The organism is Desulfovibrio subterraneus (assembly GCF_013340285.1).
Taxonomy (GTDB): Bacteria; Desulfobacterota; Desulfovibrionia; order Desulfovibrionales; family Desulfovibrionaceae; genus Halodesulfovibrio; species Halodesulfovibrio subterraneus.
The window spans coordinates 758,986-781,050 of record NZ_BLVO01000016.1; the positions used below are offsets into that span (position 1 = coordinate 758,986).

Annotated in this window: 18 protein-coding genes; 8 read left to right on the forward strand and 10 right to left on the reverse strand. The window is 59.2% G+C overall.

Going from position 1 to position 22,065, the window contains the following annotated elements; translation table 11 throughout:
- The 8 genes from trsS (at position 1) to HUV30_RS17650 (ending at position 11,299) form a co-directional block, all read left to right on the forward strand.
- Positions 1-1,566 carry a radical SAM (seleno)protein TrsS gene (trsS, locus tag HUV30_RS17615; RefSeq protein ID WP_373869343.1) on the forward strand — a complete coding sequence of 522 codons (1,566 nt, stop codon included), beginning with the start codon at positions 1-3 and terminating at the stop codon, positions 1,564-1,566.
- Positions 1,563-3,170 carry a DVU_1553 family AMP-dependent CoA ligase gene (locus HUV30_RS17620; RefSeq protein ID WP_174406807.1) on the forward strand — a complete coding sequence of 536 codons (1,608 nt, stop codon included), beginning with the start codon at positions 1,563-1,565 and terminating at the stop codon, positions 3,168-3,170. Before trsS ends, HUV30_RS17620 begins: the two co-directional genes overlap by 4 nt.
- On the forward strand, positions 3,167-4,279 hold the full coding sequence (locus HUV30_RS17625) for an XdhC family aldehyde oxidoreductase maturation factor (RefSeq protein ID WP_174406808.1): 1,113 nt from the start codon (positions 3,167-3,169) through the stop codon (positions 4,277-4,279). Before HUV30_RS17620 ends, HUV30_RS17625 begins: the two co-directional genes overlap by 4 nt.
- A 189-nt stretch (positions 4,280-4,468) precedes the next feature.
- Positions 4,469-5,755: an NTP transferase domain-containing protein gene (locus HUV30_RS17630; RefSeq protein ID WP_174406809.1), complete on the forward strand. Its 1,287-nt coding sequence runs from the start codon at positions 4,469-4,471 to the stop codon at positions 5,753-5,755.
- On the forward strand, positions 5,740-6,474 hold the full coding sequence (locus HUV30_RS17635; RefSeq protein WP_174406810.1) for a histidine phosphatase family protein: 735 nt from the start codon (positions 5,740-5,742) through the stop codon (positions 6,472-6,474). The genes HUV30_RS17630 and HUV30_RS17635 overlap by 16 nt, the downstream gene beginning before the upstream one ends.
- A 425-nt stretch (positions 6,475-6,899) precedes the next feature.
- Positions 6,900-8,471 (forward strand): sigma 54-interacting transcriptional regulator, encoded by a 1,572-nt coding sequence (locus HUV30_RS17640; protein WP_174406811.1) that lies wholly within the window; start codon positions 6,900-6,902, stop codon positions 8,469-8,471.
- Between the two features lie 470 nt (positions 8,472-8,941).
- Positions 8,942-9,499, forward strand: a complete 558-nt coding sequence (locus HUV30_RS17645; protein ID WP_174406812.1) for a PDC sensor domain-containing protein — start codon at positions 8,942-8,944, stop codon at positions 9,497-9,499.
- 27 nt (positions 9,500-9,526) lie between these two features.
- Positions 9,527-11,299: a methyl-accepting chemotaxis protein gene (locus HUV30_RS17650; protein WP_174406813.1), complete on the forward strand. Its 1,773-nt coding sequence runs from the start codon at positions 9,527-9,529 to the stop codon at positions 11,297-11,299.
- Positions 11,300-11,432: 133 nt separating this feature from the next.
- Here HUV30_RS17650 and HUV30_RS17655 read toward each other — a convergent pair whose 3' ends face one another.
- The 10 genes from HUV30_RS17655 to HUV30_RS17700 all read right to left on the reverse strand — a co-directional run bounded on the left by HUV30_RS17655 (position 11,433) and on the right by HUV30_RS17700 (position 21,877).
- Entirely contained in the window at positions 11,433-12,707 is a 1,275-nt protein-coding gene (locus HUV30_RS17655) for a radical SAM protein (RefSeq protein WP_174406814.1), read from the reverse strand.
- Between the two features lie 15 nt (positions 12,708-12,722).
- Complete coding sequence (locus HUV30_RS17660) at positions 12,723-14,093, reverse strand: nitrogenase component 1 (protein ID WP_174406815.1); 1,371 nt, start codon at positions 14,091-14,093, stop codon at positions 12,723-12,725.
- The gene (nifE, locus tag HUV30_RS17665) at positions 14,086-15,480 is read right to left on the reverse strand and encodes a nitrogenase iron-molybdenum cofactor biosynthesis protein NifE (protein ID WP_174406816.1); all 1,395 of its coding nucleotides are present in this window, start codon (positions 15,478-15,480) and stop codon (positions 14,086-14,088) included. The genes HUV30_RS17660 and nifE overlap by 8 nt, the downstream gene beginning before the upstream one ends.
- A gap of 19 nt (positions 15,481-15,499) precedes the next feature.
- Positions 15,500-15,958 carry a GNAT family N-acetyltransferase gene (locus HUV30_RS17670; protein ID WP_174406817.1) on the reverse strand — a complete coding sequence of 153 codons (459 nt, stop codon included), beginning with the start codon at positions 15,956-15,958 and terminating at the stop codon, positions 15,500-15,502.
- 149 nt (positions 15,959-16,107) lie between these two features.
- Positions 16,108-16,410 carry a (2Fe-2S) ferredoxin domain-containing protein gene (locus HUV30_RS17675; RefSeq protein ID WP_174406818.1) on the reverse strand — a complete coding sequence of 101 codons (303 nt, stop codon included), beginning with the start codon at positions 16,408-16,410 and terminating at the stop codon, positions 16,108-16,110.
- Positions 16,411-16,468: 58 nt separating this feature from the next.
- Positions 16,469-17,671 carry a NifB/NifX family molybdenum-iron cluster-binding protein gene (locus tag HUV30_RS17680; protein WP_205245253.1) on the reverse strand — a complete coding sequence of 401 codons (1,203 nt, stop codon included), beginning with the start codon at positions 17,669-17,671 and terminating at the stop codon, positions 16,469-16,471.
- Positions 17,672-17,934: 263 nt separating this feature from the next.
- Positions 17,935-19,308, reverse strand: coding sequence for a nitrogenase molybdenum-iron protein subunit beta (gene nifK, locus HUV30_RS17685; protein WP_174406820.1), 1,374 nt, complete (start codon positions 19,306-19,308; stop codon positions 17,935-17,937).
- Positions 19,309-19,398: 90 nt separating this feature from the next.
- Complete coding sequence (gene nifD, locus HUV30_RS17690) at positions 19,399-21,036, reverse strand: nitrogenase molybdenum-iron protein alpha chain (RefSeq protein ID WP_174406821.1); 1,638 nt, start codon at positions 21,034-21,036, stop codon at positions 19,399-19,401.
- Positions 21,037-21,155: 119 nt separating this feature from the next.
- Positions 21,156-21,530 carry a P-II family nitrogen regulator gene (locus HUV30_RS17695; protein ID WP_174406822.1) on the reverse strand — a complete coding sequence of 125 codons (375 nt, stop codon included), beginning with the start codon at positions 21,528-21,530 and terminating at the stop codon, positions 21,156-21,158.
- On the reverse strand, positions 21,530-21,877 hold the full coding sequence (locus HUV30_RS17700) for a P-II family nitrogen regulator (protein WP_174406823.1): 348 nt from the start codon (positions 21,875-21,877) through the stop codon (positions 21,530-21,532). The genes HUV30_RS17695 and HUV30_RS17700 overlap by 1 nt, the downstream gene beginning before the upstream one ends.
- Between the last annotated feature and the right edge of the window lie 188 nt (positions 21,878-22,065).

Sequence of the window (22,065 nt, forward strand, 5' to 3'; positions counted from 1 at the left end):
ATGTTTCCCGATCCTTTTTCGCACAATGACCGCCTGAGCCTCTGCCCTGTCTGCCTCGCCCGTATAGGCGCTCGGCACGAAGCCGTTGCAGAAGAGGGGGGGCAGACGGTCTATCTGGTCAAGCGCTGTCCGGAACACGGCACCTTTCGCACGCCCGTGTGGCGCGGTGAGCCTTCCATCACCTCATGGCGCAAGCCCAAGCTGCCCACCCCGCCCGCACCGCAGAATGCCCCGGATAAGGGGTGTCCCTACGACTGCGGGCTGTGCGCGCAGCACCGCCAGCACACCTGCACGGTGCTTCTTGAGGTGACGGCCCGCTGCAATCTTGCCTGCACCTACTGCTTTGCGTCTGCCGGAACGGGAAGTGTCGCGGATGATCCGGACCTGCCGCAGCTGACAGAGCAGCTTCGCAAGGCACGCGCTGCCGCAGGACCCTGCAATGTGCAGCTTTCGGGCGGCGAACCCACCATGCGGAACGATCTTCCGGCCATCATATCGGCAGCCAAGGAACTGTTCCCCTTTGTGCAGCTGAATACCAACGGCCTGCGCATTGCCCGCGAAAGCGGCTATGCAAACGCCTTGGCAGAAGCCGGACTCGATTCCGTGTTTCTGCAGTTCGACGGCACCACCAACGATATCTACAGAGCACTGCGCGGTGCGCCCCTGCTTGCAGACAAGCTGCGCGCCATACATCACCTTGGCGAGGCTGGCATAGGCGTGGTGCTGGTACCCACTGTTGTTCCGGGCGTTAACGCGGACAATGTGGGGGCGCTGCTGCGCGTGGCTGCGGCCTTTTCACCCGTGGTGCGCGGCGTGCATTTTCAGCCGGTGAGCCACTTCGGGCGGTTCCCGCATTCGGAACAGCAGGATGGTCAGAACGGCCAAAGCTGGCAGAAAGGACCTCTGCCGCAGGCCCGTATCACATTGCCAGAAATCATGCGCGGACTGGAAGAACAGACGGGTGGTCTTGTCGCGGCGGCTGATTTTCTTCCCCCCGGCTGCGAACATGCGCTGTGTTCGTTCCATGCCAACTATCTGGTGCATGAAAATGGCAGACTGCAGCGGCTCTCCGTGCAGCGCAAGGCCTGTTCCTGCGAGGCTGCCCCCGCAAGTGAGGGCGCCGATGCGGCCAAGGCATTCGTGAAGCGGCAATGGGCGGCTCCGGCTGCCAGTGCATCAGGAGAATCCCCCAGCCTTGGCTCCGCTCAGAGCGAGCAGAACCTGCAGATTCCCGAAGCGCTGCATGTGGCCGCCTTTCAGCAGGGAAAAGACAGTGATCCGGAAGTCTTTCTTGCCCGACTGTGCGAGCAGCATGCCGGTGCCGGAAGCGATGCCGCCGGAACCGCAGGCCAAGGCACCAATGATCTGGATGCCTTTGTCCGGCGTGCCGCCACGCACGTGCTGGCCATATCAGCCATGGCCTTTCAGGATGCATGGAATCTGGACCTTGAGCGCCTGCAGGGGTGCTGCATCCATGTGAGCGCACCCGACGGACGCCTTGTTCCCTTCTGTTCGTGGAACTGCACGGCAGCAGACGGTACCCCCCTGCGCAGGAGGGCGTCATGACGAGTAAAGGACTCGGTACTGGAACCGGTGCTGGGGATGGTGCAGGGGGCGGGCAGAGCTTCTACCGGGGTCGCATCCCGCACTGGGAGGTCTTTCCCATGGATCGCATCCTCATGCGGCGCATGGGCGTGGCTTCGGCTTCCGGTGAAACACCGGCGGGCATTCCCGACCTTCCCGACCTTCCCGACCGGCAGGCCGTGGAAGCGTGGCAGATGGAACGCCTGCGAGAAACCCTGCAACACGCCGCTACGCATAGTCCGTATTACGCAGCCCGTCTGAAGGGCATGGATGCCGGTTTCTTCCGCACTCCGGCCGATCTTGCCATGTTGCCGCGTTCGACAGCGGACGACATCCGCAACTTCGGCGCGGACATGGTCTGCGTCTCGCAGGACGAGATTGCCCGCGTGGTCACGCTGGATACATCGGGAACATCGGGCAGGCCCAAGCGCATTTTCTTCGGACAGGATGATCTGTGGCGTACGACGGAATTTTTCACCACGGGCATGCAGGCCGTGGCCTGCGCCGGAGATACGGTCATGGCGCTGCTGCCGGACGAGCGCCCTTCAAGCGTGGGGCGTCTGCTGGCGCAATCCGTGATCAACATGGGTGCGCGGCCGCTTTCCGGCAGCATGACGCGCGGGGCCGAGGCCCTTGCCGTGCAGGCCATGGAGGAATGGGTGAACGTGGTTGTGGGCTCCCCCATGCACCTGCGCGCCTTTGCCCTCGGCTGGAAGTCGCTGGGCTATCCGGCCGGTCTCATCCATACGGTGCTTTTGTGCTGGGACGCCATACCTGAAGCGGTGGTTGATCTGCTGCACGATATTCTGGGCTGCCGCGTGCTCTCGCATTGGGGCATGACCGAAACCGGACTGGGCGGCGCGCTTGCCTGTGCTGAAGGCAGGGGCATGCACCTGCGCGAGACGGACTTGCTGGTGGAAGTGGCCGATCCCGAAACAGGTAGCCTCGTACCGGACGGAACATGGGGAGAAATTGTGGTTACCACCCTGTGCCGCACGGCCATGCCGCTGGTGCGGTACCGCACCGGCGATTACGGGCGTATTTTGTGCGGCCCCTGCCCCTGCGGCAGCCCGCTGCGCAGGATGGACCGCACCCCCGGCCGGCTGCAGGACGATATTGTGTTGCCTGCGGGCGGAACCGGTTCCGTAACCGTCACCGACATTGGCACTGACACCGGCAACGGAATCGGAACCGAAGGGACGCTGCGGCTTATCGATCTTGATGAGGCTCTGCTGCCCCTGTATGGCCTCGCGGAGTATGAGGCCGGATGGCACGAGCCGCCCGGATATACGACGAAGAATACGGCAGGCCACTCTGCACCGGAATTGGTCGAAGAATGCGTCGTACCGGTGCTGAGTATTGAACTGTTTCATGCCGCCGGAGTCGCGCCGGATGTGCTGCGGGCCGAGGCCGCGCAGCGTCTGCTGGCATCGCCCGTTCTGGGCAGTCTGCTGACACAGGGCGGAGTGCTGCTGGACATGAGCTGCACTCCGGCGAAGGATATGTCCATGAATCACGCCAAACGGCGCATACGGCGTCTTGCCGCTTCCTCACTTTCAGAAACAGTACCGGAGAGTCGTTCATGATCACCTTTCTGTCGGAAGTGTGCTCGCTGCTCGAAGCGGGCGAAGATATCGCCATTGTTACCATCGCCCTGCAATCAGGCTCCACCCCGCGTGAAAGCGGCGCCAAGATGGCTGTGCGGGCAGATGGCTCCATCATAGGCACCGTGGGCGGCGGACTCATGGAGGCCAACTGCATAGAGCTTGGCCGAGCCCTGCTCAAAGACGGCAGCCCCGCAGCGGCCGTGCGCTCCTTTGACCTGACCAATGAAGAGGCTGCCAAAGCTGCCATGGTCTGCGGCGGCAGGCTGACAGTGGTGGCGGAACGGTTCGGTCGCAGCGGGAATAGTCAGGATATGCAAGGATTGCAGGCACTGCGCTCCGTTATTCAGCATCTTGAGAAGGGCAGCACCTGTCGCCTTCTGACGGAGTATGCATGGCTTGCGGCAGCGGGACAGGCGGAACAGGCGGGACAGGCGGAACAGGCGGGACAGGCGGAACAGGCGGGACAGGCGGAACAGGCGGCAATGGACAGCAGGGAAGAGTTGAACTACATGCGCCCCGTCGGTCATGCGGTAAGCATTTCCGGCGGTGATGCCTCGCTGCGGGACATGGAGGCCGGACTGGACTGCCACGAAGCCGGATGCCGCTTCACAGAAGGCTTTTCGCCCTGCGCTCGGCTGTATATTTTCGGTGGCGGGCATGTGGCCCTTCCCACGGCCCGGCTTGCCCGCACTGTCGGTTTTGCCGTGACCGTGCTGGATGACAGGGCCGAGTTTGCCTGCCATGAGCGGTTTCCTGATTCCGATGTCCGCATGTTGCCGGATTTTGAAAGTGCCTTTGCAGGCTTGCACGTCACGCCCAACGACTTTCTGGTGATCATGACGCGCGGCCACATGCACGACAGAACCGTGCTGGAACAGGCGCTGAAAACTCCTGCACGCTATGTGGGCATGATAGGCAGCCGCCGCAAGCGCGATGCCTTGTATGATGTGCTGCGGCAGCGGGGGGTATCCGAAGGTGCCATAGCCCGTTGCCATTGCCCCATCGGGCTTTCCATTCAGGCGCAGACGCCGGAGGAGATCGCCGTGAGCATTGTGGCGGAACTCATCCAGTGCCGCGCTGCAGAATAGTAATTCATCGATACTGACATGACGGACGAACGAAGCAAGCACTCCCATGGCGGCGATCCGCACGCCTGCACAGGACACTGCCAACAATCGGGCTGCAGCCAGTCTGGCCAGAACCAATTTGGTCAAAATCAATTTGGCCAGAGTCTGTCCGGCGATAACCGGCTGAGGCAGGGGCATGGCTGCGCGCGCATGTTTTCCGAGCCACCCGTGCCTGCCGAGCTTCTGGAGCAGTGCCGCATAGGGGGGATTATTCTCGCTGCCGGCGAGGCATCCCGCATGGGCCGCTGCAAGGCGGTGCTGCCGCTGGGTGACTGTGCGGAACCGACTGTGCTGCAGGCTGCGTTGCAGGCACTACAAGGCGGCTGTAATGGACCCGTTGTGGTGGTTACAGGCTTCCACGAAGCAGCCGTACGTGCGGAGGCCGTGCGCCTTGGCCTGCCCGTGGTGCATAACCCTGATGCCGCTTCCGGCATGTTTTCTTCGGTGTGTGTTGGGATACGGGCTTTGACGCAGCATGGGGATCAGTTGCCATATTCCTGTGGAGCAGCTGATTCAGGTGCGTCGGGCGACTCCGGTCACGATTTCCTTCCTGATTTTTCTCTGGATGCGCTGTTCGTTCTGCCCGTCGATATTCCGCTTGTCCGTCCGGAGACATGCGCGTTGTTGACGGAATCCTTTGCCGCGCGCCACGATGCCGTGACCTATCCCACCTTTGACGGAGAGCGCGGGCATCCGCCGCTTCTCAGGCGGGACGTTGCGGAGGCGGCTTTGCGCCATACAGGCGAAGGCGGACTTCGTGCGGTGCTTGAGCAGGTTGCTGTGCAGGGCGAAACAGAGTGCGATGTGCCTGTCGTCGATGCGGGTATTCTGGCAGATATGGATACGCCGGACGCCTACGGGGCTGTCCGCGAACGCTACAGTAGCCGCAATGTGCCTTCAGAGGCAGAAACAGCGGTGCTGCTTGATCTGGCCCAGACTCTGCCGCATACCCGTGCGCACGGCAAGGCCGTGGCGGATGCGGCTCTGTGCATGGCCGAGGCTCTGCATACGGTGCGCGGCGATGTGCCTGCGGCCATAGACTTGCCGCTGGTGTATGCGGCTGCCCTGCTGCACGACATCTGCAAGGGGGCAAAGCATCATGAACGGGCAGGGGGGCTCTTTCTCGCGCGGTACGGGTTTGCCGAGGCAGGACGCATTGTGGCGGCCCATAGGGATATTGACCCAGCCTTTGTGGAAAGGGTTGGCGAACGTGAGCTGGTAATGCTTGCGGATAAATTTGTGCGGGGAACACGGCTGGTGCCCATTGCGGAGCGGTATGACGAACGCCTGCGCGAATGGGCGCACGATGCGCAGGCCGTGGCAGACATTGGCGGCCGCAAGGAACGGGCTCTGGCCCTGCTGGCCCTGCTGGAGCGGGAGCTTGGAACTGATGTGCACGCCCTGCTGCAACGGAGCGGAATATGGAAAACTGCATAGTCCTGCTGCGTCATGCCGCCACCACGGGCGGCAAGGGGCGGGCCATAGGCCGCACACCGCTGGCACTCTCGGAAGAAGGGCAGCGGCAGGCCGCAGCGCTGGTGGAAAGTTTGCCTTGTTTGCTTGCCCGCCTGTCAGGAGGCAAAGGCATTCGTTCGTTTGCCGCTGTGTATTCCAGCCCCGCAAGCCGCGCTCTGGATACACTTGCTCCCCAGTATGGTCAAAGAGGGCAGGAAAATCCGGTTTCTCTGCCGCAGGCCACCATTCTGCCGGAACTGGACGAGATAGACCTCGGCGAGTGGGACGGCCTTGCCTTCGAGGATATCCGCAGTCGTTTTCCGCAAGCCTATGCCTTGCGCGGGCAGGATATGGCCGGATTCCGTCCCCCAGGCGGCGAGAATTTCAGGGATGTGGCCGCCCGTATGCAGGCTGCCATGACCCGCATGGCCAGCGGTCCGCTCCCTGCCCTTGCCGTCACGCATGCGGGCTGCATCCGCACTGTATTATGCCGCTGCACGGCAACGCCTCTTGATGCGCTGTTTTCTTTTTCCCCGCCTCATGCACGGCCCTATGTGATCGAGCTGTCATGCCTTCCCGTTCGGGCAGGTTCCGCCCCTGTGTGCAGTTGTGTTACGGGGGATACCCTGACTGCCATTCCGGAAAATGAGGATGGGATTGCGGGGTATCATATCTGGCAGATAGGTACCTCCATTGCCTGAGACCTTTCCAGAATCTCTGCCTGATATTCCTTCCGGACAGGTCTAAGAGGCCGAAGAGGCCGGACAGACAAAATGGGCCGGACGGGGGCCGGACGATTACAGGCCCGCCACCATGCTGGACAACGTAACGCCTCTGTCGCACTGCGCGATAGAGGCGTTTTTCATCCTTTGAGAAGGGATTCATACCTTGCAAAGAGGATTTCTTCGATAAAAACAGGGTCTGTCCGACTGTCTCCGCGCCTAAATAACAAATTTGTAAATTTCAAGAATATCGTACAGTTCGGCAACGAACTCAATTTACAGGCACTATTGTTGAAAAGTAACATTATTGTAAAACCAAGGTTGATATGATTTTTAAAATACGCTTATTTTACGGTAAGTTATAGGATTGTGCGGCGTGGCACCTGCCTTGCATCCATAAAAACATGGTCACATCAGTACACGGACTGAAGCTTTCGGCTTTGCTAGCCATCTGCCAAACCATCGACATTGCGCTGGACCTTGAGTCTGCGCTGGATGGGGTGCTCCGCATCATGTCCGACAGGCTGAGCATGCAGCGGGCCACGGTGACGCTGTATGATCCCGAAAACGGGCAGCTGTCGATAAGCGCCTCATACGGGCTGACCAAAGAAGAGAAGCTGCGCGGCGTATACCGCCTTGATGAAGGCGTTACCGGGCGCATATTCAGAACCGGCGAAGCCTATTTTGTTCCCGACATCAACAAGGAGCCGCTGTTCCTGAACAAGACAGGCTCGCGCAGCATTCAGCGCGGCATGATCTCCTTCATCGGCGTACCCATTATTCTGCATGGCGAACCCATCGGCGTGCTGAACGTGGACAGGCTTTTCGAGGACGATATCGCCTTTGAGGAAGACGTCGATTTTCTCAAGGTGGTGGCAACGCTTATCGGCCAGTTCATCAGCCTGAACAACAAGGTCATGGAACGCGAGGCCGTGCTCAAGCGCGAGAACACCTCGCTCAAATACCAGATAGCCAGAAAGAGCAACGGCCCCTATATCGTGGGCCAAAGTTCGCCCATGGTCGAGGTGCAGCGGCAACTGGAAAAGGTGGCCCCCACCTCTGCCACGGTGCTGCTGCTTGGTGAATCCGGCGTGGGCAAAACGCTCATCGCCCGCATTATCCATGAGCTTTCCGAGCGTAAGGGGTATCCTTTCATCAAGGTGAACTGTGCCTCCATACCGGAGACGCTGCTGGAATCGGAGTTGTTCGGCCACGAAAAAGGGGCCTTTACCGGAGCCACCAATACCCGGCTCGGACGGTTTGAAGAAGCGCACAGCGGCACTATCTTTCTGGACGAGATAGGCGAGCTGCCTCTCGGCCTGCAGGCCAAGCTGCTTCGCGTGCTGCAGGACAAAGAGCTGGAACGGCTCGGCAGCAACCGTACCAGAACCATAGATGTGCGCGTGCTGACGGCCACCAACAGAAATCTCGCAAGCCTTGTGGAGCTGGGCCAGTTCAGGCTCGACCTGTACTACCGGCTGAACGTGTTTCCCATCCGCGTTCCCGCTCTGAAGGAGCGCAGGGACGACATCACCGGACTGCTCAACCATTTTCTGCAGAAGATGGAGCGCGATTACGGCCGCAAGATGCACTTCACCCCCTCGGCGCTTGATGCGCTCATCCAGTACGACTGGCCGGGCAACGTGCGCGAAATGCAGAACCTGATCGAGCGGGTGGTCATCATGGCCGATTCCGAACGCATAAGCCTTGAGTTTCTCAAGTCGCACATGGCGTTGCGGGAATCGGAGATAGTGCCCGAAGCGCCGGTGAAGACCGAGTGCCGGATGCAGGGAGAGACCCTCAAGGACGTGGAGCGCAAGGAGCTTGTATCCGCGCTGGAACGCAGCGGCTGGCTGCAGTACCGTGCAGCGGAAATGCTTGGGCTTTCCGCCCGTCAGATGGGCTACCGTGTGCACAAATACGGTCTTGAAAGCATGATTGCCGAAGGCAGGGCACGGTTGCGCAGGCAGCGATAAGCTGGCAGCGGGAACGTGCTGCTATGGCTTGATTGCAGAACTTTCCTGTCGGGCATGGTCAGAAGCCATCTCGTCAGTGCAGATTGAAGATTGACTCCCTCCGTTTACACTCCCCCCCACTCCTTTTTTTCGTGCTACTTGCCGCTGAAGGTCATGCGGATTGTCCTTGTCCGGTTTGATGTTGCGTCAAAACGTCATCAATAATCCAGTCAGGGGCAGGCATGGCCTTTTTCGTTGTGTGAGCTGGCTGTCGGGTTCTTCCCGCTCGGCACGGACTACCACGGAATGCGCGCTCTGTTTGTCTGCAGAGAGCACTCTTCATAGGCTCAGGAGTAGAGATGCTCCTACATTTGCTGTGTGAAAATCGCAGTTATCATTCCTTATCGTTATTCCTCCGGTACTATGTTGAATATTGGAAGCATTTATCTTGGTGATGCGTTTCAGTTCACATCAAAATGGCAGGAGGCTTTATGCGACGTATTTTTGTTATTCTTGCTGGCATGTTATTGGCGTTCAACCTGACTGCGTTTGCAGGAGAGCAAGCTCCCAAGGCGGTTTACGATCTGGCGAATGGCGAGTTGGCGCTTCACGGACAGGACCCGATAATCGTTGGCGCGGTAAAAGCCCAGAATGCTGAAGGGAAGAGTCTGGCTGACATTAAAGCCATGGATGAGAAATGGCGTGGCGATTCCGGCCTTAAGGACTACATGAAAGCGCTTATGGAAAACGACTGCGCAAAGCACTTACGCTCTATGCAGGAGGCAAAACCGTATTATTCTGAAATATTCGTGATGGATAATCAGGGTGCCAACGTATGCCAGACAGATAAGACCTCCGATTACTGGCAAGGCGACGAAGCGAAATTCCAGAAGTCCTTTAATGGCGGTGCCGGGGCCACTTTCGTGGATGAAGTCGAGTTTGACGATAGCGCGCAGACGTATCTGGTTCAGGTATCCGTTCCGGTCATGAATGAAGGCGTTGCTATAGGTGCCATCACCTTCGGTATCAATGTCGACGCGCTGAAATAATCAGAGGGTACTAGCGAGGTGTGAGACGTGTCTAAGTTACTCGATGTTCCTATCGGATTCAGACTGTTAACTTCCTTCGGAGTGATGTTGGTACTGCTGGTCTCATCTGCTCTGCTTTCGTATTCCTCAGTAGAGAGCATCTATTCCGCTCTTACGAGCTTTGCATCTAACAGAACTCCGGCATTAAGCTATTTGCTTGAGGCTGACCGGGACCTTCATCAATTGCTTGTGGCTGAGAGAAGCATGATTTTCGTCAACACCAAGCAAGCTGAGTTTAAGGATCTTGTGAAAGATTATGAAACGAATCTTGAACAAGCCCGAAAGCGTATCGACAAGTTTAGAGCATTGTCAGATCTGCGTGATGCAGATGAGCTTTTTGCCGGATTCGAGACCGCGTTTGAGGCTTGGGCGAAGCTCTCCCGCCAGATTGTGGACGGGCGTATAGCTGATACCCGTGAGGGCAGGCGACTTGCTCTTGACCTCTCTATGAAAGAAGCTTCGCAAGCCTTTGAGGAAATGCGTGGGTATATTGACAAGTTTACAGAACTGACATCCTTGCAGATAGAGAATGATGTCAAAGGCGCTGAGGAAAAGTACCAGGTTGCATTAACCTCGTTGGTGGCATTCTCATGCGGCGGCATTCTTATAGGCTTGCTGCTTTCATGGTTGATTAGCAGAAGTGTGACGAAGCCTCTTGCTGCCGGAGTTGTATTTGCACAGGCCGTCGCAGAGGGGAATTTACGTTCGGAATTGTCGGTCTACCAGAAAGATGAGGTCGGGCAGTTGGCAGATGCCATGCGGCATATGCTCAGTAAACTGAAAACAACATTGGAGCATGCCGAGCAAAAGTCCCGCGAAGCCGAGCTTGCTGCGGAAAATGCGCGCAAGAGTTCTGAAGAGGCTGAAGAGGCTCGTCGTAGAGGAGAAGCCGCCAGGAGAGAAGGTATATTGGAAGCGGTTTCCAAGTTGCAGGGAATTGTTCAAAGCCTCTTTGAAGCTTCCGAGCAGATGGGCAGGCATGTGAACGAATCCCAGGCAGGGGCAACGTTGCAGATGGAGAGGGCCAATGAGTCGACCTCTGCCATGGAAGAAATGAATCTGACGGTTGTTGATGTGGCAAAAAACGCCTCCGAGGCAGCAACGAATGCGCAGGAGACACAGCAGCAGGCATTGGATGGCGAAGCCATCGTGCGCTCCGTGGTTGCAACCATAGACGAGGTGAACCGCATTTCGATAGAGATGAAGCAAAATCTTGATATGCTGGGAGAAAGTGCCGCCAGCATCGGTCAGATAATGGTTGTTATCAATGACATAGCTGACCAGACCAACCTGCTTGCCCTGAACGCAGCCATTGAAGCCGCCCGTGCAGGAGAGGCGGGACGTGGCTTTGCCGTAGTAGCCGATGAAGTGCGAAAGCTTGCTGAAAAAACCATGCAGGCGACCAAGCAGGTGGGAGATGCTATTGCATCCATTCAGAGTAGTTCAAAGGTCAGCATGGAATCTATGGAGAGTGTGGCAGGTGCCATTGGCAAGGCCACGGACTTTGCCGACAAGGCCGGCGAGTCTCTGGCAGGGATCGTGAATTTGGCACAGGCTACCTCGGCGCAGATTCAGGCCATTGCAGCAGCGTCTGAAGAGCAGTCCACCAGTGTGGAAATGATCACCCAAAGTTCGGAGGAGATAAGCCGTATATCTTCTGAGACATCAAGAACCATGGATGAGGCTGCTGAGGCGATCATGGTGCTGTCTGAGCGTAGTGGTGATTTACAGAAACTGATTGACGAACTGGCACGGAGCTGAGCCTGTCGTGCCGCAATGCGGTACGATTCTCCGGGCCATGTGTGTGAAGACGTAACTGCATCAGGGTATTCGCACAATAAAGGGGCAACGCTGTGCGTTGCCCCTTTGTTATTCGTCTGGATCTGCAGCTTGTTTAGCCGCATTTGGAACCGGTGCCGGTGCAGCAGGCCCCTGCAATGCCGCCGCGGCGGCCCCCGAGCTGACGCATATCGCCGGACTCGTACAGCGCCTTCAGCGCATCTTCAATGAATCCGCTCACCACATGGCACTTGATGTCGTGTTCTTCCAGCAGCATGCGGGGCGTTTCGCCCATGGCGGCGGCCAGAACCGCGCGACAGTCCTTGAACAGGGCGGCAAGCTGGGTCCAGCGCTGCGGGCCGCACCCTGCGGACGGTGCGGTGCGGGTATCCACCAGACGGTAGCCGCCGCTTTCGCGCGGTCCCCATATCTGGAAGCTGCGAGCCTCGCCGAGGTGCTGGTTGATGAGCATGCCCTCGCGGGTGGCAATGGCCACATAGGGGCGTGCGTTCAGCGCTTCCAGCGGCTTGAGCTTGGAACATGCCTGCAGGGTGCCGCACAGCGATGCGGACTGGTCGTCGCCGAGAAGACCAACCGCGTCTGCGCGGCAGCGCTTGCAGTGGGTCATCTGGTCAATGAAGCACTTGGCTTCCTTGCGCAGCGGCACAATGAGTTCGCCCGTGGGTTCCGGCAGTTCGGCAAAGGGCGTATCCGCCGTGGGCTTGAGGGGGATGATGTTCTGAATGTCCGCCCCCCACGAGGCTGCAACCTTGGCCACTTCCACGATATGGTCGTCGTTGACGCCGGGAATGACAATGGAGTTCACCTTGACGATGATGCCGCGCTCCTTGAGGCCCTTTATGGCGGCAAGCTGGCGGTCAAGTAGTATGGCCGCGCCTTTTTCGCCGCGATAGACCACGTTGCCGTCCTTGACCCATGAATAGATCTTGGCACCTATGGCCGGATCGACGGCCGACATGGTGATGGTCACATGCGATACGCCAAGCTCTGCAATGTCATCCAGATACGGCAGTATGCCCATGCCGTTGGAGGAAAGGCAGAAGAGCAGGTGCGGGTGCTTTTTGTTGATAAGGCGCATGGTTTCCAGCACTTCGGCAGGATTGGCAAAGGGATCGCCGGGACCGGCAATACCTGCAACTGTTATGCGCGGTTCTTTTTCCAGCACCTTATCCATGTATTCTGCAGCCTGAAAGGGCTGCAGCACGCCGCTGGTAACGCCGGGGCGCGACTCGTTCACACAGTCGTATTTGCGGTTGCAGTAGTTGCACTGGATGTTGCACTTGGGAGCTACAGGCAGATGCACGCGGCCGCAGCTGCCGGCCGTTTCCTTGTTGAAGCAGGGGTGTTTGCTTGTGTCTTTGGTCGTCATGGCGTTGCTCCCGTATTACAGATAGCCGTAACCGATCTGGCTGTCGGATTGTTTCTTCGTGAGAACCGTGTTCACAATATTGTCAAAAAGATTGAGGGCGCCCTTGTAGCCGAGGTGCAGTATGCGCTGGCCGCCGAAGCGGTCGTGGATGGGAAACCCGACACGGATGAGCGGAATGTTCCATGCTTTTGCATACTGGTAGCCCTTGGAGTGGCCGATAAGCAGGTCCGGCTTGAGGCTCTCGCCTTCTTCCGCGATGTCGTGAAAGTCCACACCCTCGCGAACTATGGGCATTTCCGCCACATTGGGCATCTCGCGTGAAAGGCCGCTGGTCACTTCGCTTATGGCCTTTGCCAGCCCTTTGTTGCGTGAGCCTGTTCCGGCAAGCACGACCTTGACGCCGATTTCGGCAAGAAAGGCGCACAGCCCGGCTACCAGATCTTCTTCGCCGTACACGATGGCCCGCTTGCCGAACACGTACTTGTGACCGTCCACATAGGCATCCACAAGGCGGCCGCGTTCCAGCCCGTAGCGCATGGGCATGGGCTTGCCGGTCACGTCTTCCAGCGTGCTGAAGAACTTGTCGGATTCCCGCAGGCCGATGGGCAGGCCGATGCGCTTTACCGGAACACCGAACTGCTTTTCCAGCACGGTGCCGCCGGTTTCCTGCGGCAGACAGCGGCCGAATTCCACCGTTGCGGCAGCGCCGGACATGCCGCGGATGGCTTCAACCGTGGTGCCGCCCGAAGGAATGCGCACGTAATCTTCCAGCGAGGGGGCATCCAGCGTTTCGGAAATATCGGGCAGTATGGTTGCCTGTATGCCGAAGTCGCTGCAGATGTCCTTCAGGTGGCGGATGTCCTCGCAGGAGACCATGTTCGGCAGAATGTTCACACTGCCGTCGGGCGTGCAGGGCTGCGTGCAGAGCTGCGCCACGAGGGAACGCACTGCGCCGTGCCAGCCGTCGGTATGGGTGCCGTTATAGCTGGGGGTGGATACCTCCACTATTTCCGGCAGGGGCAGGTCGCCGAACTCGTCATGGAATTCCTTGAGAATGCGGGGCACGTCGTCGCCAATGGTCTCGGTGAGGCAGGTTGTTGCCACGCCTATGAGCTTTGGCTCGTATTTCTTCATGACGTTGAGCATGCCCTTTTTCAGGTTGGGCGCACCGCCGTATACGGCCTGCTTTTCACCCAGTGCGGAAGAGGCGATATCCACAGGTTCGCGGAAATGGCTGATTACATAGCGGCGCATGTAGGTTGCGCAGCCCTGCGAGCCGTGCAGAAAGGGAATGGCTCCTTCCACGCCGCGAAAGGCCATGGCCGCGCCAAGCGGGGTGCACAGCTTGCATGCGTTGGTGGTGGAAATATAGTTGGGCTTACTCATGGGACCCTCCCTTGCGGGCTTCCGTTGTTCCGGGAGCATGGTTTGCGCGGCGGGGGACAAAGTTCCAGACGGGGCTCATGACGGAGGAATGCACCTCGCGGGCAAAGTTGAGCATGCCCACAAAACCTTCGAGCGCTTCCTTGCGTTCGTGGTTGTGGTCGCAGAAGCCCACGCCCAGCTTGTAGGCGATGGGGCGTTCCTTGACGCCGCCCACGAAGAGGTCCACGTCTTTTTCCTTGATGAACTGCGAAAGTTCCAGCGGGTTGGCATCGTCCACGATGATGGTGCCGGGGTCCGCTATCTGGGCGAGTTCCTCGTAGTCTTCCTTGGTGCCGGTCTGCGAGCCGACCATGACCACCTTCATGCCCAGATGCCGGAAGGCCTTGAGCAGCGAGAATGCCTTGAACGAGCCGCCCACATACATGGCCACCCGCTTGCCTTCGAGGTCTTTGCGGTAGCGGGCCAGTTCGGGCATGAGTGTTTCCAGTTCGCTGCGCACCAGTTCCTGGGTGCGTTCCACAATGCCGGGAGACTTGTCCTTGAAGAAGTCGGCCACCTGATAGAGCGAATCCGCCATGTCCTCTATGCCGAGGTAGGAAACGCGCAGGAACGGCGTGCCGTATTCTTCCTGCATCATCTTGGCCAGAGCGAGGGTGGCGCCCGAACACTGCACAAGGTTGAGCGCGGCCCCGTGGCAGCGGCGGATATCGTCCACACGTCCGTCGCCGGTAACATTGGCCACCACTTCCACGCCCATGCGCCTGAAGTATTCGCGGATGATCCATATCTCGCCGGCGAGGTTGAAGTCGCCGAGGATGTTGACGGAAACGGGGCTTATGCCGTCCGTATCGCCGGTGCCGATGAGCTTGAACATGGCGTTGCACGCGGCAAGGTAACCCTCGCGCTTGTTGCCCTTGAAGCCTTCGGACATGACCGGCAGAACGGGTATGCCCTTGCGTTCGGTCATCTTGCGGCACACGGCTTCAAGGTCGTCGCCGATGATGCCGACGATGCAGGTGGAATAGACGAACGCGGCCTTGGGAGCGTGGCGGTCTATCAGTTCATCCAGTGCGGCTTCGAGCTTGCGTTCGCCGCCGAAAATTACGTCCATCTCCTGAATATCGGTGGAGAAGGAGAGCCTGTGCAGTTCGGGGCCGCTGCTCAGCGCCCCGCGAATGTCCCATGTGTACACGGCGCAGCCTATGGGGCCGTGCACCAGATGCAGTGCGTCCGCTATGGGGTAGAGCACCACACGGGAGCCACAGAACACACAGGCCCGCTGGCTCACTGCGCCGGCAAGGGATTCACGGTTGCAGGCGATGTCCAGTTCGCCTTCGCCGATCCTGTGTATCTGGCTTTTTCTTTCGTCCAGAATGGCAGTACTCATGTCTTCCCCCATGATTTCGTTACGATTCCAGCATGGATCTCATGCAGACGAGCCGCGTATGCTTCCAGCCGAGGCGGTTGTAGAAGGCAAAGGCCGGTGTATTGTTACGGTCGGCCAGCAGTTGCAGGCGGGTGGCACCCTGTTCCTGCGCCCACTGCGTAATGGCTGTCATCAGCTCTGCGCCGACGCCCTTGTTGCGCCAGCCGCGTCTGACGACCACGTCTTCGACCATGACAGCGGGGCCGCCTTCCGATGTGGAGATGAGCAACTGCCCCGTGCACATGCCGACGACAGTCCCGTCGGCTTCAGCAACCAGCACGCGCCCCTGCGGGTTATGCAGCATCAGGTCCAGCCCTCTCAGCTGCCTGTCCCTGTCTACGGTGAAGTCCTCTTCGATGTAGAAGAGTTCTTCGAGCAGGGAGGCAAGATCGAGCAGGTCGGAATCGCGGGCTGTGCGTATGGTTGTGGTGCAGGACATGGTGTCTTCTCCCCGGGCCTTACCGGAAGCGTTTCGGTTGTGCAGTCTTGCCGGTGTGCGTTGCCCGCCCGGTTGATGGCTGTTGGCCTGTTTCCGGTGCGGGCTGCAGGTAACCGGTGTGTTTGTATGGTTCTTTTGCGTGCCGGTGTTTATGCTGCCAGATACTCGGCGCAGGGTTCTCCCTCTTCCAGCGCGTCCAGAATGGCGTCTATGGCGGCTTCGGAATCCACGCCCTTGAACCACCAGTTGTCGGGCTGTACCACCAGAATGGGGCCGGATTCACACTGCTTGAGACAGGTGGTGGCCACGACAAGGGCATCAAGCCCGCGGTCCAGCACTTCTTCTTCTATGTACTGCAGAAAACCATCGGTCTGCTTGTGGCAGATGCCCTTGGGGTCGCCTGCGGCACGAAAACTCTGACAGCAGATGATCATTCTTTCCGGTGTAGCCATTGTTCCTCTCTCCTTGCGTTGGTGTAGTGCGTGTTCCGTTGTGCTGTTTCGCGTCCGGTCAGGAGCGCTTTTTGCCCTTTCCGCCCTTTTTGCCGCCTCCGTAGAGCAGGTCTACGGTTGAGCCGATTTCGCCTTCCGTGATCAGGACAGGCAGACCGTTGCGGCTCAAAATATCTTTGGGTTTGCTCCCTGCGCTGGCTGTGAGCAGCACGAAACAGTCGTGCAGCATCTCGGCAAGCTGCGCCCAGCGGGAATCGCCGCTGCCTGCCTCCGGCGCTGTGCGGACTCCCAGCAGGCAGGGCAGGCCGTCTTCACGCGGGCCGTAGACGAGAACTTTGGAAGCCTGACCCAGATGCATGTCCACATCCATGCCGTTGGAGCTGACCAGGGCAACGTTGGGCTTGCCCGCTGCCGGTTTGGGCAGGGCGGGGGCCGTCCACTGTGCCTGCTGCGGTGCGGAACAAGCGGAAGCAGTACCGGTCGCAGCCGTGGAGAAGGCCGCGGAAGAATTTGTCGCCGGTGCGTTGTCCATGAAGACCGGCAGGTGGCAGGCCGCTGCGGAGCGGATGACATCCATGAGTTCGTCCATCATTGCTCCGCCGAGTTTTTCCGCGGGCACGGGCAGTGCCGGTGCGTCTGCATCGTCCGGCGAATAGGGAACAAGGGTCATGTCTTCGGCGCCGAGGGCGGCCATGGTTGCCGCAATGGTGGTTACATGGGCGTCGTTGGTTTCGGGAAATACGGTGGTGCGGATGCCGACCTTCATGCCCGCATCGCAGCATGCCCTGACGGCGGCAGCCTGTTCTTCTACCAGCGTGCGTGCGGCCTCGGGCAGGGGCAGAGTTCTGGTGCCGGGGCGAATCCAGGCATAAATGCCGGAGGTGATGAGCGGGTCCACGGCATTGACCAGCAGGTTCATCCGGCCCGCTCCGGCTTCTGCCAGACTCGCGGCAAGGGCGGCTGCGCCCATGCCGTTGGTGGTGACCGACAGGGGCGTTTCCGGCAGCAGGGCTCTGACCATGCTCAGCGTGCGCAGGGTTACCTCCGGTGTGGCAAGGGGGTCGCCGGGGCCTGCAATGTCCACGGCCGCGATGGTCGCGCCTTGGGCAAGCATCTGCGAGAGCATTTCAACGGCCTGTTCCGGAGAGAGCACAGCCTTGCCGCGGTCAGCACCCGAAAAGCGGATGCAGGTGTTGGCGCGCGCCGAGACGGGCAGCAGAACTGTTTGCGGTGTCGTGTGTGTGGCGGCGCTTGCGGTCATGGGAATGCTCTCTTTGTCGTAAATATGTTGGCCTGTTGCGGGCATGGTCCGATAGGTTCCGGCCTGTTCCGCTATGTTCCGGTAATCCCTGCACTCCGCGAGAGCTGGTTCCTGCGGCGGAGTAAGCGGTCTTTGTGATAGTTTTTCCCTGCGTCGGTGATTTTCCCGCGATGGTGATTTCCCGCGATGGTGACTTTCCGCAGCGGGGATTTCCCGCAGCGGGGGAGAGGGAAGTCCCCCCCGCTGCGGGGCATGATGAACTGCTACAGGACGAGCTCGAAGCTCGGCTCGGGAGCATCCCGGTCCTTGCGGTCCAGAATGAGATTGAGCATCTTCTCCAGAAGCCTGAGTCCGCCCTTGTAGCCGACTGTCGGGAAGTACTGGTGTCCCTGCCGGTCAAGGATGGGGAAGCCCCAGCGCATGAAGGGGATGTCTTCATCGCGGGCAATGTACTTGCCGTAGGTGTTGCCTATGAGCAGGTCCACGGGTTCGTTCTTGATCCACTGGTGCATCAGGAACATGTCGCCCTTGGCGCGTACCTTCACTTCATACGGCTGTCCTGCGCAGATCTCCTTGATGCGGGCTTCGAAACGCGAACCGGGGGTGCCGGTAACAACGTATACGGGCTGCATGTCCAGCGAGACGAGGAATTCGCACATGGAGATGAGCTGGTCCGGATCGCCCCAGATGGCTACGCGCTTGCCGTAGAAGTACTGGTGCATGTCGGAGATCATATCCACGAGCTGGCCGCGTTCGTGCATGACGGAGTCGGGAACGGTGGTTCCGCCCACGGTGCGCAGGATGTTGATGAAGCGGTCGGTCGCGGCAAGGCCGAAGGGCATGTCCAGCACGGTGCAGGGCACCTTGCAGCGGGTATCCAGCAGGCGCGCTGCATCTGCGGAACACCATTCACCAAGGGCCAGCGTGCCGATGGCATCGCCCGAGCCCCTGAGGTCGGCAACGGTTGCACCGCCGGCGGGGAACATGGTGTATTCACCGGTCAGGGGTGCATCCAGAATGCCGGAGGTGTCGGGGAACATGGTGGTGTCCACGCCCGTCATGGCGGCAAGGCGCTTGATTTCCAGCATGTCGGCAGGTTCTACCCAGCCGGGGATGATGTTCACCTTGCCGTTTTTCTTGCCCGAACGTTCGCCGAGCTCCGCCATGGCCTTGACCATGTTGGAAAAGCCGGTGACATGGGAGCCGACGTAGCTCGGGGTGGGAGCGCCGATAACAGTCTTGCCTTCGGGAATCTTGCCTTCCTTCATGGCCTTGTCGGCGATCTGTTTGAGGTCGTCACCGATGGTTTCCGACAGGCAGGTGGTATGCACGGCAATAACTTCAGGCTCATACACCGTGAAGATGTTATCAATGGCCTGCAGCAGGTTGGCCTGCCCGCCGAAAACCGATGCACCTTCTGTGAAGGAGCTGGTGGCGGCGGGAACGGGTTCCTTGTAGTGCCTGGTCAGCGTTGAACGGTGATATGCGCAGCACCCCTGCGAGCCATGGCTGTGCGGAAGGCATCCGTGCACGCCGAGCGCCGCATACATGGCGCCTATGGGCTGGCAGGTTTTGGCCGGATTGATCATCAGGGCGCTGCGTTCAACGACGTCTTTGGGAGTATGTCTGAGTAGCATGTTCTCTTCCTTGTCTCTTGCAATCAGTTGAAGCCGGTTGCGGCAACGTTGCGGTCAAGTCGCGGCGAACCGGTGTTGCCGGAGCAGCCGCTATTCCCAGACGAAGGTTGCCGCGAGTTCCGGGTTGGTCTGCCACGGAGCCTTCATGTAGCTCCACACCTTGCTGCCCACGAGGCGGTCAATTTCCTTGTAGAAGTTGATCGCACCCTTGAATCCGGCATAGGGGCCGCCGGAGTCGTAGCTGTGCAGCTGCTTCATGGGGATACCAAGCTTCTGGATGGAGAATTTTTCCTTGATGCCGGCGCAGAAAATGTCCGGCTTCATGATTTCCACCAGCTTGTCGGCTTCGTACTGGTTGAGGTCGTCGATAACGAGGGTGCCCTTGTCCATGTCGGCGTTCATGCCGTCGTAATGCTTGAATTTGTAACCGGCTTCTTCCAGCGCCTTGAACTCGTCGGCAGACTTGCGGGGGCGATAGAGCTTTTCGTCAGCCGTTACTTCCAGTTCTTCGATGTTACGGGAGTCGGCATCCACCTTGATGTCCGGAATGACCTGACGGCCTTCGTAGTCGTCGCGGTGGCCGAATTCGTACCCGGCGGAGATGGTCTTCATGCCCATTTCAGCGAACAGCTCGCTGTAATGGTGGGCGCGGGAACCACCCACGAAGAGCATGGCGGTCTTGCCTGTGGTGCGGGTGCGCACATCGGCTGCAACGGCTTTGACCTTGGGCATTTCTTCGGCAATCACCTCTTCCACGCGGTCCATGAGCGCCTTGTCGCCGAAATACTGGGCGATCTTGCGCAGGGACTTGGCCGTGGCTTCCGCACCGATGAAGTTCACCTTGATCCACGGAATGCCGTACTTGGCCTCAAGCATGTCGGCCACGTAGTTGATGGAACGGTGACACATGACCGTGTTCAGGTCGGCATGCTGGGCCGAGGCGAACTGGTCGTAGGTGGAGTTGCCGGAGAAGGTGGCAATGTTCGTGATGCCGCACAGGGTCAGCAGGCGGTCTATTTCGAAACCGTCGCCACCGATGTTGTATTCGCCCAGCAGGTTGATCTTGTACTTGCCTTCCTTGGGCGTATCGTTCTCGCCCACAAGGTGGGTAAACACCTGGTTGTTGGCGATATGGTGACCGGCAGACTGCGAGACGCCCTTGTAGCCTTCGCAGGAGAAGGCGAAAACGTTGCAGTCGCCGAACTTGGCCTTCATCTTGCGGGCCACGGCGTGGATGTCGTCGCCGATAAGACCCACGGGACAGGTGGCGAATACTGCGATGCCCTTGGGGTGGAAGAGGTCGTAGGCTTCCTGAATGGCAGCTTCCAGCTTCTTTTCACCGCCGAAGATGATGTCCTGATCCTGCATGTCGGTAGAGAAGCAGTAGGGCATGTAGTTTTCGCCGTCAGGACCGGGTTCGGTCTGGTTGCGGCGGGTGAGCCACGAATAGAAACCGCAGCCGATGGGGCCGTGGGTTATGTTCACGATGTCGCGGGTGGGTCCCAGAATAACGCCCTTGCAGCCTGCATAGGTACAGCCGCGCATGGTGATGATACCGGGAATGGTGCGCACGTTGGCCACTATTTCCGTCGGCGTTTCATTTTCCAGAGCCTCATTGATCATGATCTGCTTGGCGCGCTTGCGGGCCACCTTGGGAGGATACTTCTTCAGAAGCTCTTCCTTGATGTCTGCGGGGCTCAGCTGCACCAGCTTTTTCGTCTTTGCCATCTCAATTCTCCTTGCGTAGGCCGTTCCTCTGTGTGGCATGGCCTGATGCAATTACAGGCCTCTTTGTCCGAGGTCGTCGGGGCGTACCCGGTGCAGCCGTCAGTGCTCAATGTCGGTCGTTACGATATGGATTTCTTGCCCTTTTCCCCGGTACGGACGCGCACTGCATCCCCCATGGGAAGAACGAATATCTTTCCGTCGCCCGGCTTGCCGGTACGGTTTGCTGCGGAGATTACTTCCACCACTTCGTCCACCTGCTCATCGGGAACCACGATGGTCAGCATGCGCTTGGGGTAGAGCTTGCCCTTTTCACCGAGCACGGCAGCGGCTTCTTCGTATCCGCTCTCCGCACCTTCAAGAACGCTCGCGCTGATGAACCCCTTGCCGCGACCCTGCGCTTCGTGCGCGAAGAAGGCGTCTATGCCCGCTTCGTTCAGGGCTGCCTTGGTGCGGTTCATCATGTTCATGCGAACGACAGCGATGACTTCCTTCATTACGCAGCCTCCTCCTTGGCCGTGTCGCACACGCCGGAGCTGATGGTGTAGACGTCGCTCACTTCGCACACGAATATCTTGCCGTCGCCGAAGGCACCCTTGGAGCCCGAGCGGGCGGCTTCCATGATGGTCTTGATGACAAAGTCCTTGTCCTCGGCCTTGATGACGCTCATGAGCATGGTCTTGGGAATTTCATCATAGGTCACTTCGCCGATCTTGATGCCGCGCTGCTTGCCGCGTCCGGCCACGGAGTACTTGGTGACGGCGGGAAAGCCGTTGTCCATGAGGGCCGCCAGAACATCATCAGCTTTTTCGGGTCGCACGATAGCTCTCACCATGATCATCATTGTCTGTTCTCCTGATTGTTATTTCACTTCGCCACAGCGCCCTGCAGTGCAGCGGTTTCGCCTGCGGCTGGGTTGCGGTTCCGCCCCGGCTCCGCAATACGGGGTATTGCGCGGCGACGGCCTGTCGCCCGTCCATTCTCCGGTTCGGGATTGCGGAAGGAGAATGGACTATGATGGTGCCCTTGCCG